The organism is Bacillus sp. OTU530, from assembly GCF_038440375.1.
Window position 1 is genome coordinate 34489 of sequence record NZ_JASATP010000035.1, and the last position, 15561, is coordinate 50049.

A 15561-nucleotide genomic window follows, 5' to 3' on the forward strand; every position below is an offset into this window, starting at 1 on the left:
CATCCTCCTTTAAAGAAAACTCGTCGATTAGCAAGCCGTTAGGCGAAGACAGAGACGTAGTTGTCCTTACACTATATCCCTAAAATTCCCAACTGTACCAAATGACCTCTAGCTGGAAATTTATCCTTTCCTACAGCGATATAAAGCTGCGCCTTACTGCTCAGTTACATGTACCTTTAATGTTGCTGTTACTTGCGGGTGAAGCTTTACTGGGACATTTGTATGCCCTAACGTACGAATCGCATCATGCAACTCAAATTTACGTTTATCAACCTTGAAACCATGCGCCTTTTGCAACTCCTCGGCAATTTGCTTGCTCGTAATGGAACCGAACAATCGACCGCCTTCTCCAGACTTTGCTTTTAAGTTGACTGTCAATGTTTCTAAGGTTTCTTTCAATTTTTTGCTATTTTCAAGCTCCTGCTCTGCTTCCTTTTCTTCCTTACGCTTCTTTGCATCCAATGTGCTCACATTTGCATTTGTAGCTTCAACTGCTAATCCCTGCTTTAAAAGGAAGTTTTGAGCGTAGCCATCTGCTACATTTTTAACCTCACCTTTTTTTCCTTTGCCTTTTACGTCTTTTAAAAAGATAACCTTCATTCCTTTGTCCCTCCCTGAAGATATTCATCTATAACAGCTTTAAGCTGATTTTCTGCTTCTGTAATGGATGTATGATGCATTTGTGTAGCAGCATTCGTTAAGTGTCCACCTCCGCCGAGGGCCTCTAAAATAATTTGGACATTAATTTCTCCAAGTGAACGCCCACTCATGCCTATCATTTGTTCTGTTCGTTTGGCAATTACAAAAGAGGCTACTACGCCTGTCATCGTTAAAAGCGTATCTGCAGCCTGGGCAATCAATACTTGGTCATGAAGCTGCCCTTCCTCCGCTGTAGCGATGGCAATGCCGTTTTTATAAATGTACGCATTTTGAAGTGTTTTGGCAATCTTTAAATACTGGTTCATATCCTCTTTCAGGAGCTTCTGAACTAAAACAGTATCCGCTCCATGAGAACGAAGATAGGAAGCTGCATCAAATGTACGAGAACCTGTGCGGAAGGTAAAGCTTTTGGTATCTACAATAATACCAGCCAACAATGCGGTCGCCTCAAGCATGCTCATTTTCAGGCGCTTTGGTTGATATTCCAATAACTCTGTAACAAGCTCAGCAGTTGAGGAGGCATATGGCTCCATATACACAAGAAGTGGATCTTCAATAAAATCCTCTCCCCGGCGATGATGGTCAATTACTACAACATTTTCAATTGTACTTAATAATTGTGGCTCAATCACCATAGACGGCTTATGTGTATCTACAATAACGAGGAGCGATTCATCCGTAGCAAGCTCAAGCGCTTGTTCTGGGCTAATGAACCGAGCCCAAAGCTCAGGCTGCTTCTTAAGCTCTTCAATGAGCCGCTTCACACCCTTATCAAGGCCTTGTTCATCTAAAACAATATATCCTTCGCGTTCATTCAGTTCCGCAACCTTTAAAATACCGATCGCAGCTCCTAGAGCATCCATGTCAGGTAATTTATGACCCATAATGATAATATTATTGCTTTCAAGTACAAGATCCTTTAAGGCATGGGAAATCACACGTGCCCTAACCCTTGTTCGCTTCTCTATCGGGTTGGTTTTACCACCGTAAAATTTCACCTTTCCTGTCGCCTGTTTAACAGCCACCTGGTCGCCTCCGCGGCCTAATGCAAGATCAAGTCCAGATTGTGCCATTACGCCTAATTCTGGAAGCTCAAGGGCTCCTGAACCGACACCAATACTTAATGTAAGTGGAATATTGCGTTTCGCTGTTTCCTCACGCACTTGGTCCAAAATATCAAATTTACTCTTCTCCACCTGCAGCAAAATACTTTCATTCAATACAACGAAAAAGCGCTCAGAGGAAACACGCTTTAAATACATACCATATTTCAGTGCCCAACTATTTAAAATTGCAGTAACATGACTGGTAATATTTGTTCTTTGCTGATCATCAAGTCCTTGTGTTACTTCATCATAATTATCCAAGTAAATGACAGCTAACACTGTTCTTTGATCCTCATACATTTTTTCAATGTGCGTCTGCTCTGTTACATCGAAAAAATAAATAAGCTTTTCCTCGCGCCGCACAAACACACGAAACTTCCGCTTATTTAATGTAATAACATCAGCAGTCATTTCTTGCTTCACAAGTAACAACAACGCCTCTGACAAGTCATACAAATGCCATCCAGCCAGGGATTGATGACCAAAGCAGGAAGTTAAATAAGGGTTTGCCCAGTCAATTCCATACTCCTTGTTGTATAGCAGAATCCCAATCGGCATTTGATTCAATGCTTCGTCACTTACTTTCTTAACTCTTGTAATCATATCAGACGTATATTGTTCTAGATTTTTCCGAAATGCCAATTCAAACTTGATTAAAACCAATACAATCAAGCAAAAAAGGAAGGAGGCAGCCACACCAAATATCCAGTTGTAATATACGAGAACTGTAACTAACAAGAGAGTTAAGAGCGTTAGGGCATAAATAGGATAAAGAAACTTTTGTTTCTTATAAAATTCAGGCATACGTTCAACTCCTATAAAAAACTTGACGAACTATACATCTGAAAGAGCCTTGTAAACATGCCTCTTTTAAACCCCACTCCTTGTATAAGAGCATTTTGTGCTATACACGTTTTTCTAGCCTATTCCGAAGTCTAAAACCTAAATCTATTATACCTAAGAAACTTACGAGAGAAAATAAAATGGACATTAATAAAGAAACAACAAAAAGTATAATTGGGAATGCCTTAGGATAGCCCTTGCTATGAGACCAGAAGGCTATAAATGAGAAACCTTGTGCTGCCATAATCCATTGAAGCAGAAAGTTCAAATTTAATAAAGCAATATATAAGTATGTTCCTTCCTCTGCCTTATAAAACATAGTTATAATGAGAAAAAGAACATAATACCAAAGAACACTTTTAGGAAATTGAATATCACGAAATGGCGGCCAAGGCTGTACAGGATTTCTTAAGCGCTTTAAAACTGGAGCCGCAATCAACTGAGTGAACCAAGCCATCATTAATCCACTTGCAACAACTAACATCGGTAACAGGTAACCAATTAGCCCTAGCGTTTGCTTTAATTGTTTCATCTGCTCTTCATTCACTTGAGCACCGGTTGCTTTTGTAATTTGTTCAGCCTGTTGAATGGACTGATTAAATACGTCCTTTAATTCAGTTATAAAGTTATAATGCAGCAGTTGTATACTCACAATATATAACACAACGATATTTACTATGTAAATAAGAGTTCCTGCAAGCAAAATTTCTAAAGGCTTTCTGTTCCTTTTATACATACTTCCAAACACAATTCCAGCTGTCCCAAACATCACAGTATTTGTGATAGTAAGTGGTGAGCTGACAATCATTGTCACTAAGGAAGCTACTGCCACCAGAATGAGACTACGCTTCACATCATAACGTATCGAAAATAAGATAAACGGGAGCGGTAATGCTAATGAAATGAAAAAATTCAGTATTGGTATATAAAGGGATGCCAGCAGCAAAATAATGTAGACTGCTAATAAAACTGCCCCTTCTGTGATAAACCTCGTATTTTTCATGCGTTTTCCTCGCTTCATTTACTTATTCCTTCTCTATTTTAACCGTTTTCTTTCATAGATTAAACAAGAAAGAAGTTAATAAAACAACAAAATGCACAGTAGAGGATGCCCTTTACTGTGCATTTTTTAACGTTCTTATTCTGCAACGTATGGTAAAAGTGCCATTTGACGAGCACGTTTAATCGCAACTGTAAGTTTGCGTTGGTATCTTGCGCTAGTACCTGTTACACGACGAGGTAAAATCTTACCACGCTCAGATACGAAACGTTTTAAAAGATCAAGATCTTTGTAATCAATTTTAGTGATGCCATTTGCAGTGAAGTAGCACACTTTACGACGTTTTGCACGTCCGCCTTTACGTCCACCAGCCATTTCAAATTCCCTCCATTCTTTTGTTATAGTAAGCCGATCTATATATTAAAATGGTAAATCATCGTCCGAAATATCAATCGGTTGACCTACATTGGCAAACGGGTCATCATTTCTCTGGAAATTAGATTTCCCTTGGTTTCCAGCTGGAGCGCCGCCTCCGTACGATGGATTTTGCGGTCCTTGATTTCCGTAATTGCCAAAGGATTGTGGCTGCTGATTGAACGAACCACGCTGTTCCCCATTCGCTGCGCCTGACCTTGTCTCTAAGAACTGTACGCTATCTGCAACAACTTCTGTTACATACACACGCTTCCCATCTTGTCCCTCATAGCTGCGAGATTGAAGACGGCCATCCACACCGGCAAGGCTGCCCTTTTTCAAAAAGTTTGCTACATTCTCTGCTGGTTTGCGCCATACAACACAGTTAATAAAATCAGCTTCGCGTTCGCCCTGCTGATTTGAAAATGCGCGATTCACAGCCAGCGTAAAAGTAGCTACCGCGATGCCATTTGGCGTGTAACGCAATTCCGGATCTTTAGTTAAACGACCGACGAGTACTACGCGATTCATCATCCGAACCACTCTCCCTCAAAAATATATCTTATTCTTCTTCACGCACAACGATGTGGCGAATGATATCTTCGCTAATTTTCGCTAAACGCTCGAATTCTTGAACTGCAGCTGCAGGTGCGTTTACTTTAGATAGCATGTATACGCCCTCGCGGAAGTCGTTGATTTCGTAAGCTAAGCGGCGTTTTCCCCACTCTTTTACGTTTGCAATTTCCGCACCGTTTGTTGTTAAAACATTGGCGAAACGCTCAACTAATGCTTTTTGAGCTTCCTCTTCCATGTTCGGGCGGATGATGTACATAATCTCATACTTTTTCATCCTAATGTCACCTCCTTTTGGACTAAACGGCCCACTAATGGGCAAGGAGCAATTTTTGTAATTACTCACAAGTTTAGATTATATCATAGTAGGTTAGGGGAATCAACTAGCTGAAAAAGAAAAGTGAAACGAGTCTAGCTTCCCTCTAAGGACAGGAAGGTTAAGGCTCGTCTGTTACTACTTAATTTTTTACTCGCTGATTGGCGAGCCTTGCCTTTGAGCGAAGACAGAGGCGTAGCCCTACTTATACTTTATCCCTAAAATTTCTCGCTACGTCGAATTGTCTTCTAGCTAGAAATTTATACTTCCTTAAAAGTGCAAAATAAAACAGCATGTCTTATGCCAAAAGCAAAGAACATGCCATTTCATTAAAAAGCATTCTTATACATTAAAACGGAAGTGTACCACATCTCCGTCCTTCATAATATACTCTTTTCCTTCTAAACGTACTTTTCCAGCCTCACGAGCAGCAGTCATTGAGCCATTCTGAAGCAAATCATCATAAGATACTGTTTCTGCTCGGATAAAGCCTCTTTCAAAATCAGTATGAATAATCCCTGCACATTGAGGTGCCTTCATTCCTTTACGGAACGTCCATGCACGAACCTCTTGTACACCTGCCGTAAAATACGTGGCAAGACCAAGCAAATGGTAAGCTGCTCGAATTAATTGATCCAACCCAGATTCTTCAATCCCTAATTCTTCTAAGAAGGCCTTTTTCTCTTCATCATCCAATTCTGAGATTTCAGCTTCAATTTTTGCACAAACAACAATAACTTCTGCATTATCCTTCGCAGCAAATTCTTTAACCATTTGTACATACTCATTACCTGAAGGATCGATAATATCATCTTCTCCGACATTTGCTACATATAGCATCGGCTTAATTGTTAAAAGATGAAGAGCTCTGACAACCTTCATTTCTTCTTCTGTAAATTCTACTGTACGAGCAGGCTGATCTTTTTCAAATGCGTCCTTCAAACGAACTAAAATATCATGCTCATATGCTGCTTCCTTATCCTTTTGCTTAGCCAGCTTAGCAACACGGTCAATTCTTTTTTCTACTGATTCCAAGTCTGCCAAAATTAATTCCAAGTTAATCGTCTCAATATCCGCAATTGGATCTACTTTACCAGATACATGCGTAATATTTTCATCTTCAAAGCAGCGAACAACTTGGCAAATTGCATCCACTTGACGAATATGAGATAAAAACTTATTCCCTAATCCTTCTCCCTTACTCGCACCCTTTACAATACCAGCAATATCAGTGAACTCAAACACAGTCGGAACTGTTTTCTTCGGCTGTACAAGCTCGGTAAGCTTATTCAAACGGTGATCCGGTACTTCTACAATCCCTACGTTCGGGTCAATTGTACAGAATGGATAATTGGCGGATTCTGCACCTGCTTGCGTAATTGCATTAAACAGCGTTGACTTCCCTACGTTTGGTAAGCCAACGATCCCAGCTGTTAATCCCATTGCTTTCACTCCCATAAGTAATCTTTCATCATTATAGATAGTAATACATGAAATGACAAGCATAGAAACAGCCGCACAAGGCGGCTGCTCAAGCTTCACTATCTTCTTGTCTAACAAGTACCTTCTTTAGTTTCCGATCAAATTCCCGCCGCGGAATTAAAACAGAATGAGAGCAGCCTTCACACTTAACCCGAATATCCATTCCCATTCGAATAATTTTCCAGCGGTTTACTCCACATGGATGAGGCTTTTTCATTTCCACAACATCATTTAAATCATATTGCTTCTGCTCCATAATCTCTAAACTCCTCTTGCTTAATATCAGTTCGCCTGCTTTGTTTCATTCCCTTGACGACTATATAGAACCATACGCGGGTATGGAATTTCGATTCCATTTTCATCAAGCCGCAGCTTAATTTCCTTACGTAATGCTCTTGAAACAGCAAAATGCTGCATCGGCTGTGTTTCACAAGTGACACGAAGCGTGACTTCTGAATTCCCTATCTGCTGAACTCCCAATAACTCCGGACGTTTCACCATTTGCTCATAGCGCATAGGAAGCTCATCTAATAAGTCTTCTATTACTCGTTCTGCATGATGAATATCGCTCTCGTAGGAAATGCTTATATCAACAAATGCTACACTATTATTTAAAGAGAAATTTGTTACTTCCTTAATATTCCCATTTGGAAGAATATGTAATTCACCCGTCCAATTTTTGATTTTCGTTGTACGCAATCCAATTTCTTGGATAGTTCCTTCAAAATTGCCTACTCGAACATAGTCACCTACTGAAAACTGATCCTCTAATAAAATAAAAAAGCCGGTAATTACATCACGAACTAAGTTTTGTGCACCAAATCCAACGGCCAGCCCAACGACACCAGCTCCCGCAATTAATCCTTTTGTATCAATACCGAGTACTCCAAGAATCATAACAATCACAACAAAAAACACTGCATAAGTAAGAACATTTTCCAATAATTTAGCAATCGTGGCCAGTCGACGTTCCGACATTTGGAGCGGGTTCCTTGTTTTGATTTTAAAGGCTTTTTGAATAATTGCCCGCCCAGCGCGAATTACCACACTCGCTGCCGCAATAATAAAGATAATTTTAAGAATTGAAATTCCAGTTCTTTGCCATAAAGTAGGATCTAGAAGATAGGCTGTAAATTTTACATACAAATTATCGAGCTCAGTCATTTTAACCTGCCTTTCTCTTATTTCGGTTATCGAATCCACTCCTTATTGTAACAGAATTCCTGATTTGCTTCTAAAACATTCTGATGACAGGTTCTTTATTTTTTATACAAACAGGTATAAATTGGAATTATTTTTTATATACTGATAACATTACAATAAAGGGTGGATGCTTGTGAATTTAGAAACGCTGAAGAAAAATCCTTTCTTTGATAAGGGACCACAATCTGTTTTCTACCATGAAACAGCAGCTGGAGATCGCTTAAGTCGTTTATTGTCCGTCCATCTTACAGAAAAAATAACAAATCCTATTGTTCTTGTTTGTATCGGAACAGATCGTTCTACAGGAGATTCCCTTGGTCCGCTCGTTGGTTCCAAACTCTCTGAACGAAGCTTAGAGAATTTCAATGTATTCGGGACCTTAGAGGACCCTGTTCATGCCCTGAACCTAGAAGAAACTCTCCTATCTATCAAAAAACAATATGTACAACCTTTTGTAATTGCACTCGATGCATGTCTTGGCAAAGCTCAAAGCATTGGCGCAATTTCTGTTGGCCAAGGCCCAAGTAGGCCTGGTGCAGCAATGAATAAAAAGCTTCCTCCTGTTGGAAACATACACATCCATGGTGTTGTGAATATTCAAGGATTCATGGAGTTTTTTGTATTACAGAACACAAGGTTAAATCTAGTAATGAAAATGGCTGATGTTATTGCTGCGGGCATTCAAAAAACAGATCGGTATCTGACAGTATCCAAAAAAATAAACCATCTATGAGGATGGTTTATTTCTTATTTTCTCCAGCAAGAAGGTCCAGAATACGCTGTAAGTCTTCTTCACTAAAGAAATCAATTTCTATTTTACCTTTTTTGCTGCCTTTGCTAATTTTAACAGCTGTTCCAAAATGATCACGAAGGAAGGATTCCTGTTCTTGAAAAAAGATATTTTTCTCCTTTTTATCCTCTTTTGTTTCACGTGAAACATCTTGATTTATCCGTTGAATAAGCTGCTCTAATTGCCTTACATTAAGGCCCTCTTTTTCAATCTGCTTTACAACAGTTGCTATTTTCGTTTTATCTTTTAAGCCTAACAAAGTTCTTCCATGTCCCATAGAAAGAGTTCCATTTGAGATCAGCTGTTGAATATCCTCAGGAAGGGAGAGGAGGCGTATATGATTAGAAATATGCGGTCTACTTTTTCCAAGACGTTTTGCCAACTGATCCTGAGTGAGTTTTAATTCATCCATTAACAGCTGATAGGCAGACGCTTCTTCCATCGGTGTTAGATCTTCCCGCTGTAGATTTTCCAGCAACGCCAATTCCATCATTTGCTGGTCTGTCAAACCTCTTATCACAACAGGTACAGTTTCTAAGTTTGCTTCTTTCGCAGCCCGGAATCTTCGTTCTCCTGCTACAATTTCATAACCTTTAATACTCTTCCTCACAATAATAGGCTGTATAATGCCATATTCAAGAATAGATTCTTTTAATTCATGAATCGCTTCTTCCTGAAAGTGTTTTCTCGGTTGGTATGGATTGGGCCGCAGCTGGTTAATTGCAATTTCCTTCACAGCTTCTTCTTCCGTGACATCCAAATCCGGAAATAAAGCTTGAATTCCCTTTCCAAGGCCTTTAGCCACCTGTAATCACTTCCTTTGCTAAATCTAAGTACACTTCTGAACCTCTTGACTTAGCATCATATAACATAATTGGTTTGCCATGACTTGGTGCCTCACTTAAACGAACATTTCTCGGAATAACAGAGCGGTACACCTTATCCCTAAAATATTTCTTCACCTCATCGATTACTTGAAGACCAAGATTTGTTCTAGCATCAAGCATTGTTAAAAGGACTCCTTGAATGGCAAGCTCTTTGTTTAAATGCTTTTGTACAAGCCGAACAGTATTTAAAAGTTGGCTGAGTCCTTCCATAGCGTAATATTCACATTGGACAGGGATGATAACTGAATCAGAAGCTGTTAATGCATTAATTGTCAGTAGTCCGAGAGAAGGAGGACAGTCAATAATGATGTAATCATACTCATCTCGAACAGGCTGAAGGGCACGTTTCAGACGAATCTCCCTTGATATTGTCGGTACAAGTTCAATTTCTGCTCCTGCCAATTGAATAGTTGCTGGAAGAACATCCAGATCTTTTACTGTAGTCGGCTTTATAATAGCTCGAATATCCTGGTCCTCTACAAGCACATTATATACGCATTGTTCTATAGCTGCTTTATCTATGCCAACTCCCGTAGTTGCATTCCCTTGTGCATCAATGTCAACAAGAAGAACCTTTTTCCCTAAACAAGCTAAACCGGCACCTAAATTCACGGAAGTTGTTGTTTTTCCAACTCCCCCTTTTTGATTCGCAATTGAAATGATAGTTCCCATGTTGTCACCTACTTTCAACTTTCTGTCCGTTCTGTTAGCAGACACCATTCTTATTGTAACACGAACGAGCCTGCTTTCATTTTTATTTCTGTATTTAACTTCAAAATCTCATTCGTAATCTCCTGCTTTTTAGATTATAAAATATCTAAAGAAAACTCGCTGATTGGCAAGCCGGGAGGCGAAGACAGAGGCGTAGCCCTACTTATACTGTATTCTTAAAATTTCTCGCTACGTCAAGTTCACTTCTGGCTAGAAATTTATACTTTCCTACAGTGTAAAGAAAACTTGCCGATCGGCCAGGGATCCTCAAAAGGTTATATTTTCAGTGTAAAAAAGACTTCTCCGTTGGATAGGAAAAGTCTTTTAGCTACTTAATTCTATTACTTCTTTGGAATTGTAATTGTAATCTGATAATACTCCTCAAATTCCTTTTCTTCAGCATTTACCTGTAATCCACTGTTCGACACCATTTCTAATGATTGACGAATTGTGTTCATTGCAATGCGCGTATCACGACTAAAAGCCTTTCGTTTCTGCTTCGCCTTAGCTTTAGGGGCAGTCATTTCTAAAAGCCTTTCAACCCGCTCCTCAGTTTGCTTTACATTTAGCTGTTTTTCCTCGATTTCTTGTAATACCTTTAACTGCTGTTCTTCATTTTTTAGTGGAATGATAGCACGCGCATGACGTTCTGTAATTCTTTTCTCTAATAGGGATTGTTTTACTTCCTCTGGGAGCTTTAACAGCCGAAGCTTGTTTGCAACAGTTGATTGTCCTCTCCCAAGACGTTGCGCAAGAGCTTCCTGCGTTAAATTATGCAGCTCTAATAATTTTTGATAAGCAAAGGCCTCTTCAATAGCTGTTAACTCTTCTCGCTGCAGGTTTTCAATTAAAGCAACCGAAGCGGTTTCTGTATCACTCATATTTTTTACAACAGCCGGAATAGTCTCCCATCCCAGCTTTGTAACGGCTCGAAATCTTCTTTCCCCGGCAATAATCTCATATTGTCCCATACCATACGCACGAACGACAATAGGTTGAATGATACCATGTGTTCGAATAGTAAGAGCAAGTTCCTCAATTCTTCTATCATCAAAAACAGTGCGTGGTTGATAGCGGTTTGGAATAATATCTGCAATAGGAATTTGCTTTATCTCTTCGCGCGCTTCCTCATGCAGGGTTATTTCTGTGTCCCTCTCTCCAAATCCAAATAGACGGGAGAACGTATTCTTCATTGTACTCCACCACCCTTAACTCCTATTGGATACTTTCTCTATATAAAGTGTTTCAGGTGAAACACCATTGTGAGTATGTACATATCCCCATGTTACTCACAATACATTTTATTTTTCAATAGGCACTTTGTTCGGCATCCCAGGTTTACGAGGATACTTCTTTGGAGTTTTTCTCTTCTTTTCAATATAGAGAATATTACGTTCACTTTCTTCTACTGGTAGTTGGAAGGTCGAAATTTGCTTTACTTCCCCACCTAACACTTGCACAGCATGTTTTCCGCTCTCAAGCTCCTCTTTTGCAGCAGCTCCCTTCATAGCAATAAAGGCGCCGCCAACCTTTACTAAAGGAAGACATAACTCACTCAAGACGGAAAGCCGAGCAACGGCACGTGCCGTCACAATATCAAATGATTCACGAATCTCTTCTCTTCGTCCAAATGTCTCCGCACGGTCATGATAAAAAGCTACATTCTTTAGGTTTAAATCTGTTGCTAACTGATTTAAAAAAGTAATTCTTTTTTGCAGAGAGTCTACAATTGTAACCTTCAGCTCCGGAAAGCAGATTTTCAAGGGAATACTTGGAAACCCAGCTCCAGCACCGACGTCACAAAGAGAAAGCGGCTTGGAAAAGTCATGATAAAAGGCTGCTGTAATAGAGTCAAAAAAGTGCTTTAAATATACTTCCTCTTTTTCTACAATAGCTGTTAGATTCATTTTCTCATTCCACTCTATGAGCAGCTCATAATATCTTTCGAATTGTTGCATTTGTTCAGGAGAGAGAGAAATCCCTTTCTCCTGAAGCATATTTTGAAACTGTTGCGCATTCATACAGTAATATCCCCTAACTCTTTATTGGTTCGATACTCTTGCGATTTTTCCTTGCTCAAGATATACAAGTAAAATAGAAACGTCTGCAGGGTTTACGCCGGAAATACGGGAGGCCTGCCCAACAGAAAGCGGACGCACCTGCTTAAGCTTTTGACGAGCTTCTGATGCCAAGCCCGTAATTGCGTCATAGTCAATATCAACCGGAATCTTCTTGTTTTCCATTTTTTTCATTCTCTCTACTTGTTGAATGGACTTTTCGATGTAGCCCTCATATTTAATTTGAATTTCAACCTGTTCCGCTACTTCAGCCGGGATGAAATCCTCACTTGGAGAAATGGTACGGATATGCTCATATGTCATCTCTGTTCTTCTCAACAGATCACTTGCACGAATACCGTCCTTTAGCTCACTCCCCCCAGCATTGCGAATGAGTTCCTGTACTTCAGCACGCGGCTTAATGATTAAACCTGCAAGGCGGTCCTTTTCACGCTCAATTTGTTCTTTTTTCGTTTGAAAACGGGCATAACGCTCCTCTGGAATAAGACCAATTTTATACCCAATTTCTGTAAGGCGCAAATCAGCATTATCATGACGGAGCAATAAACGATATTCAGCACGTGAAGTTAATAAGCGATATGGCTCATTCGTTCCCTTTGTTACTAAATCATCAATTAATACACCAATGTAAGCCTCTGAACGATCTAGTATAACTTCTTGTTTTCCCAAAGCTCTACAAGCCGCATTAATTCCAGCCATCAATCCTTGTCCTGCTGCTTCCTCATAGCCAGATGTTCCGTTAATCTGTCCTGCTGTATATAAACTTTTAATATTTTTTGTTTCTAATGTCGGCCAAAGCTGAGTTGGTACAATTGCATCATATTCAATAGCATAACCAGTCCGCATCATCTCTACATTTTCAAGTCCAGGTATTGTACGCAAAATTTCACGCTGTACATCCTCTGGTAAACTTGTGGATAATCCTTGTACATAAACCTCTTGTGTATGCCGTCCTTCTGGCTCTAGGAAAATTTGATGCCTTGGCTTATCGTGGAAGCGTACTACCTTATCTTCAATGGACGGGCAATAGCGTGGCCCTGTACCTTTAATCATACCTGAATACATCGCTGAGCGATGTAGGTTCGCATCAATAAGGCGATGTGTTTCTTCGCTCGTATACGTTAACCAGCATGGAATTTGGTCTAAAATAAACTTTGTTGTCTCAAAGGAAAACGCTCGAGGCGTTTCGTCTCCAGGTTGAATTTCAGTTTTGCTGTAATCAATTGTCTCGCTGTGTACACGTGGCGGAGTTCCCGTTTTAAAGCGTACCAACTCAAGGCCCAATTCCTCTAAATGCTCTGAAAGCTTGACTGATGGCTGCTGATTATTCGGCCCGCTTGAGTATTTCAAATTACCGATAATAATCTCCCCGCGCAAAAATGTTCCTGTCGTAATAACAACAGTCTTTGCTTCATACTCTGCACCTGTCTTTGTAATAACACCTGTGCATATACCTTCCTCCACGATTAGCCGTTCAACCATGCCCTGCTGCAAGGAAAGATTAGGTGTATTTTCCATCGTTTTTTTCATCTCATGTTGATAGGCGAACTTATCCGCTTGTGCACGCAAGGCACGGACAGCGGGTCCTTTTCCGGTATTTAGCATACGCATTTGAATATGTGTTTTATCAATATTCCGACCCATTTCCCCGCCTAATGCATCTAGCTCACGTACAACAATCCCCTTTGCCGGGCCACCGACAGAAGGATTACATGGCATAAATGCCACCATATCTAAGTTGATTGTTAACATCAACGTTTTTGCTCCCATACGAGCAGCAGCTAAGCCAGCTTCACAACCTGCGTGGCCTGCGCCGATTACGATTACATCATAAGAACCGGCCTTGTATCCCATACTTCATTCCTCCTTCATTGCATTACTTTCCAAGACAAAACTGAGAGAATAATTGATCGAGCAAGCTTTCATGTATAGTTTCTCCTGTTACTTCACCAAGTATCTCCCAGGTTCTCGTTAAATCAATTTGCACCATATCAATGGGCATACCATTATGAACAGCTTCAATCGCATCTGCAATCGTTCGCTCCGCCTGTGCTAATAACCCAATATGCCGAGCATTAGATACATATGTGATATCTCCCGCTTCGAGGGATCCTTCAAAAAACAACTCGGCAATTGCTCGTTCTAACTCATCCACACCTTGCTCTTCAATAAGAGAGGTTGTGATTATTTTTGCATTGCCCGCTAAAATCTTCACTTCATCCAAATCGATTTTCTGCGGTAAATCGGTTTTATTTACAATGACGATTGTATCCTTTTCTTGGACTGCTTCAAATAGTTCTTTATCTGCTGCTGTTAGACGTTCATTATAATTTAATACCAATAAAACAAGATCAGCACGCTGCAGCATTTCCTTTGAACGCTCAACACCAATTTGCTCTACAACGTCCTTTGTTTCTCGAATACCAGCGGTATCGATAAGACGAAGCGGTACACCGCGCACGTTAACATATTCTTCAATAACATCCCTCGTTGTTCCTGCAATATCTGTAACAATTGCTTTCTTCTCTTGAACAAGACTATTTAGAAGGGAAGACTTTCCAACATTAGGACGTCCAATAATAACAGTCGCAATTCCTTCCCGCAGGATTTTCCCTTGCTTTGAGGTTTGCAAAAGCTTACGAATTTCATCCCTAACTCGTTCTGCCTTCTCTATAAGAACAGAATGTGTCATTTCTTCTACATCATCGTACTCTGGATAATCAATATTTACCTCTACATGAGCTAATGTTTCAATCAATTCCTGTCGCAAACGCTTAATAAGCTTGGATAACCGGCCCTCCATTTGACCAATAGCAACATTCATCGCACGATCTGTTTTTGCTCGGATTAGATCCATGACTGCTTCTGCTTGGGATAAATCGATACGTCCATTTAAGAAGGCCCGCTTCGTAAATTCACCAGGCTCTGCTAAACGCACTCCTTGTGTTAAAATCAGCTGCAGCACCTTATTAACTGACACCAGACCCCCATGACAGTTCACTTCAACAATGTCCTCACGTGTGAATGTCCTCGGCGCTCTCATTACAGAAACCATTACTTCCTCTATAACCTGATTTGTATCCGGGACAATTATGTTTCCATAATGGATTGTATGTGACGGCACTTTTGTTAAATCTTTTCCTTTAAAAATCCGGTTTACCTTCTCCACTGCATCTTCTCCGCTCACCCGGACAATCGCAATAGCTCCTTCTCCAAGCGCAGTAGAGATAGCTGCGATTGTATCAAATTCCATGTCCATCCACCTCACTTATCTTTTATTTGTATATTAAACATAGGATACTTTACTTCATCAAACTCTTAGCATACCATAATACATAGGGCTTAAAAAGAATGACGGTCTATTCTTTCTATAAAGAGATATAGCTTGTTCACACTGTAGGAAAGGGCAAATTTCCAGCTAGAAGCAAATTCTGCGGAGCCAGAAATTTTAGGAATACAGTATAGGTACAATTACACCTCTGTCTTCACCTAATGGCT

Annotated in this window: 16 protein-coding genes; 1 reads left to right on the top strand and 15 read right to left on the bottom strand. The window is 40.1% G+C overall.

The features are described 5' to 3' along the window. Window positions 1-153 precede the first annotated feature (153 nt). The 9 genes from rplI to AAHB12_RS21570 form a co-directional block, all read right to left on the bottom strand. Window positions 154-600 carry a 50S ribosomal protein L9 gene (rplI, locus tag AAHB12_RS21530; protein WP_129728637.1) on the bottom strand — a complete coding sequence of 149 codons (447 nt, stop codon included), beginning with the start codon at window positions 598-600 and terminating at the stop codon, window positions 154-156. After that, complete coding sequence (locus tag AAHB12_RS21535; RefSeq protein ID WP_342046996.1) at window positions 597-2570, bottom strand: DHH family phosphoesterase; 1974 nt, start codon at window positions 2568-2570, stop codon at window positions 597-599. Before AAHB12_RS21535 ends, rplI begins: the two co-directional genes overlap by 4 nt. Before the next feature lie 100 nt (window positions 2571-2670). Continuing rightward, window positions 2671-3630 carry a YybS family protein gene (locus tag AAHB12_RS21540; RefSeq protein WP_342046998.1) on the bottom strand — a complete coding sequence of 320 codons (960 nt, stop codon included), beginning with the start codon at window positions 3628-3630 and terminating at the stop codon, window positions 2671-2673. A 117-nt stretch (window positions 3631-3747) separates the two neighbouring features. After that, window positions 3748-3984 carry a 30S ribosomal protein S18 gene (gene rpsR, locus AAHB12_RS21545; protein WP_129728634.1) on the bottom strand — a complete coding sequence of 79 codons (237 nt, stop codon included), beginning with the start codon at window positions 3982-3984 and terminating at the stop codon, window positions 3748-3750. Between the two features lie 45 nt (window positions 3985-4029). Further along, window positions 4030-4557 carry a single-stranded DNA-binding protein gene (gene ssb / locus AAHB12_RS21550; RefSeq protein ID WP_129728633.1) on the bottom strand — a complete coding sequence of 176 codons (528 nt, stop codon included), beginning with the start codon at window positions 4555-4557 and terminating at the stop codon, window positions 4030-4032. A 28-nt stretch (window positions 4558-4585) separates the two neighbouring features. Then, a complete protein-coding gene (gene rpsF, locus AAHB12_RS21555; RefSeq protein WP_129728632.1) occupies window positions 4586-4873 on the bottom strand; it encodes a 30S ribosomal protein S6 in 288 nt (95 codons plus the stop codon). Between the two features lie 381 nt (window positions 4874-5254). After that, on the bottom strand, window positions 5255-6355 hold the full coding sequence (gene ychF, locus AAHB12_RS21560; RefSeq protein WP_129728713.1) for a redox-regulated ATPase YchF: 1101 nt from the start codon (window positions 6353-6355) through the stop codon (window positions 5255-5257). 88 nt (window positions 6356-6443) lie between these two features. Next, window positions 6444-6650, bottom strand: a complete 207-nt coding sequence (locus AAHB12_RS21565; protein ID WP_129728631.1) for a DUF951 domain-containing protein — start codon at window positions 6648-6650, stop codon at window positions 6444-6446. 26 nt (window positions 6651-6676) lie between these two features. Continuing rightward, window positions 6677-7558, bottom strand: a complete 882-nt coding sequence (locus AAHB12_RS21570; protein WP_129728630.1) for a mechanosensitive ion channel family protein — start codon at window positions 7556-7558, stop codon at window positions 6677-6679. 166 nt (window positions 7559-7724) lie between these two features. Here AAHB12_RS21570 and yyaC point away from each other — a divergent pair, with 166 nt between their 5' ends. Then, window positions 7725-8330 carry a spore protease YyaC gene (yyaC, locus tag AAHB12_RS21575; RefSeq protein WP_446715597.1) on the top strand — a complete coding sequence of 202 codons (606 nt, stop codon included), beginning with the start codon at window positions 7725-7727 and terminating at the stop codon, window positions 8328-8330. 7 nt (window positions 8331-8337) lie between these two features. Here yyaC and AAHB12_RS21580 read toward each other — a convergent pair whose 3' ends face one another. From AAHB12_RS21580 to mnmE, 6 genes are all read right to left on the bottom strand, one after another. Beyond that, window positions 8338-9192, bottom strand: a complete 855-nt coding sequence (locus AAHB12_RS21580; protein WP_342047001.1) for a ParB/RepB/Spo0J family partition protein — start codon at window positions 9190-9192, stop codon at window positions 8338-8340. After that, window positions 9185-9946: a ParA family protein gene (locus AAHB12_RS21585; protein WP_342047003.1), complete on the bottom strand. Its 762-nt coding sequence runs from the start codon at window positions 9944-9946 to the stop codon at window positions 9185-9187. The genes AAHB12_RS21580 and AAHB12_RS21585 overlap by 8 nt, the downstream gene beginning before the upstream one ends. A gap of 380 nt (window positions 9947-10326) precedes the next feature. Then, entirely contained in the window at window positions 10327-11178 is an 852-nt protein-coding gene (gene noc / locus AAHB12_RS21590) for a nucleoid occlusion protein (RefSeq protein WP_342047005.1), read from the bottom strand. 108 nt (window positions 11179-11286) lie between these two features. After that, window positions 11287-12006, bottom strand: coding sequence for a 16S rRNA (guanine(527)-N(7))-methyltransferase RsmG (gene rsmG, locus AAHB12_RS21595; protein WP_342047006.1), 720 nt, complete (start codon window positions 12004-12006; stop codon window positions 11287-11289). A gap of 21 nt (window positions 12007-12027) precedes the next feature. Then, complete coding sequence (gene mnmG, locus AAHB12_RS21600) at window positions 12028-13917, bottom strand: tRNA uridine-5-carboxymethylaminomethyl(34) synthesis enzyme MnmG (RefSeq protein ID WP_342047008.1); 1890 nt, start codon at window positions 13915-13917, stop codon at window positions 12028-12030. A gap of 22 nt (window positions 13918-13939) precedes the next feature. Beyond that, complete coding sequence (gene mnmE / locus AAHB12_RS21605) at window positions 13940-15316, bottom strand: tRNA uridine-5-carboxymethylaminomethyl(34) synthesis GTPase MnmE (RefSeq protein ID WP_342047009.1); 1377 nt, start codon at window positions 15314-15316, stop codon at window positions 13940-13942. Window positions 15317-15561: the final 245 nt, after the last annotated feature.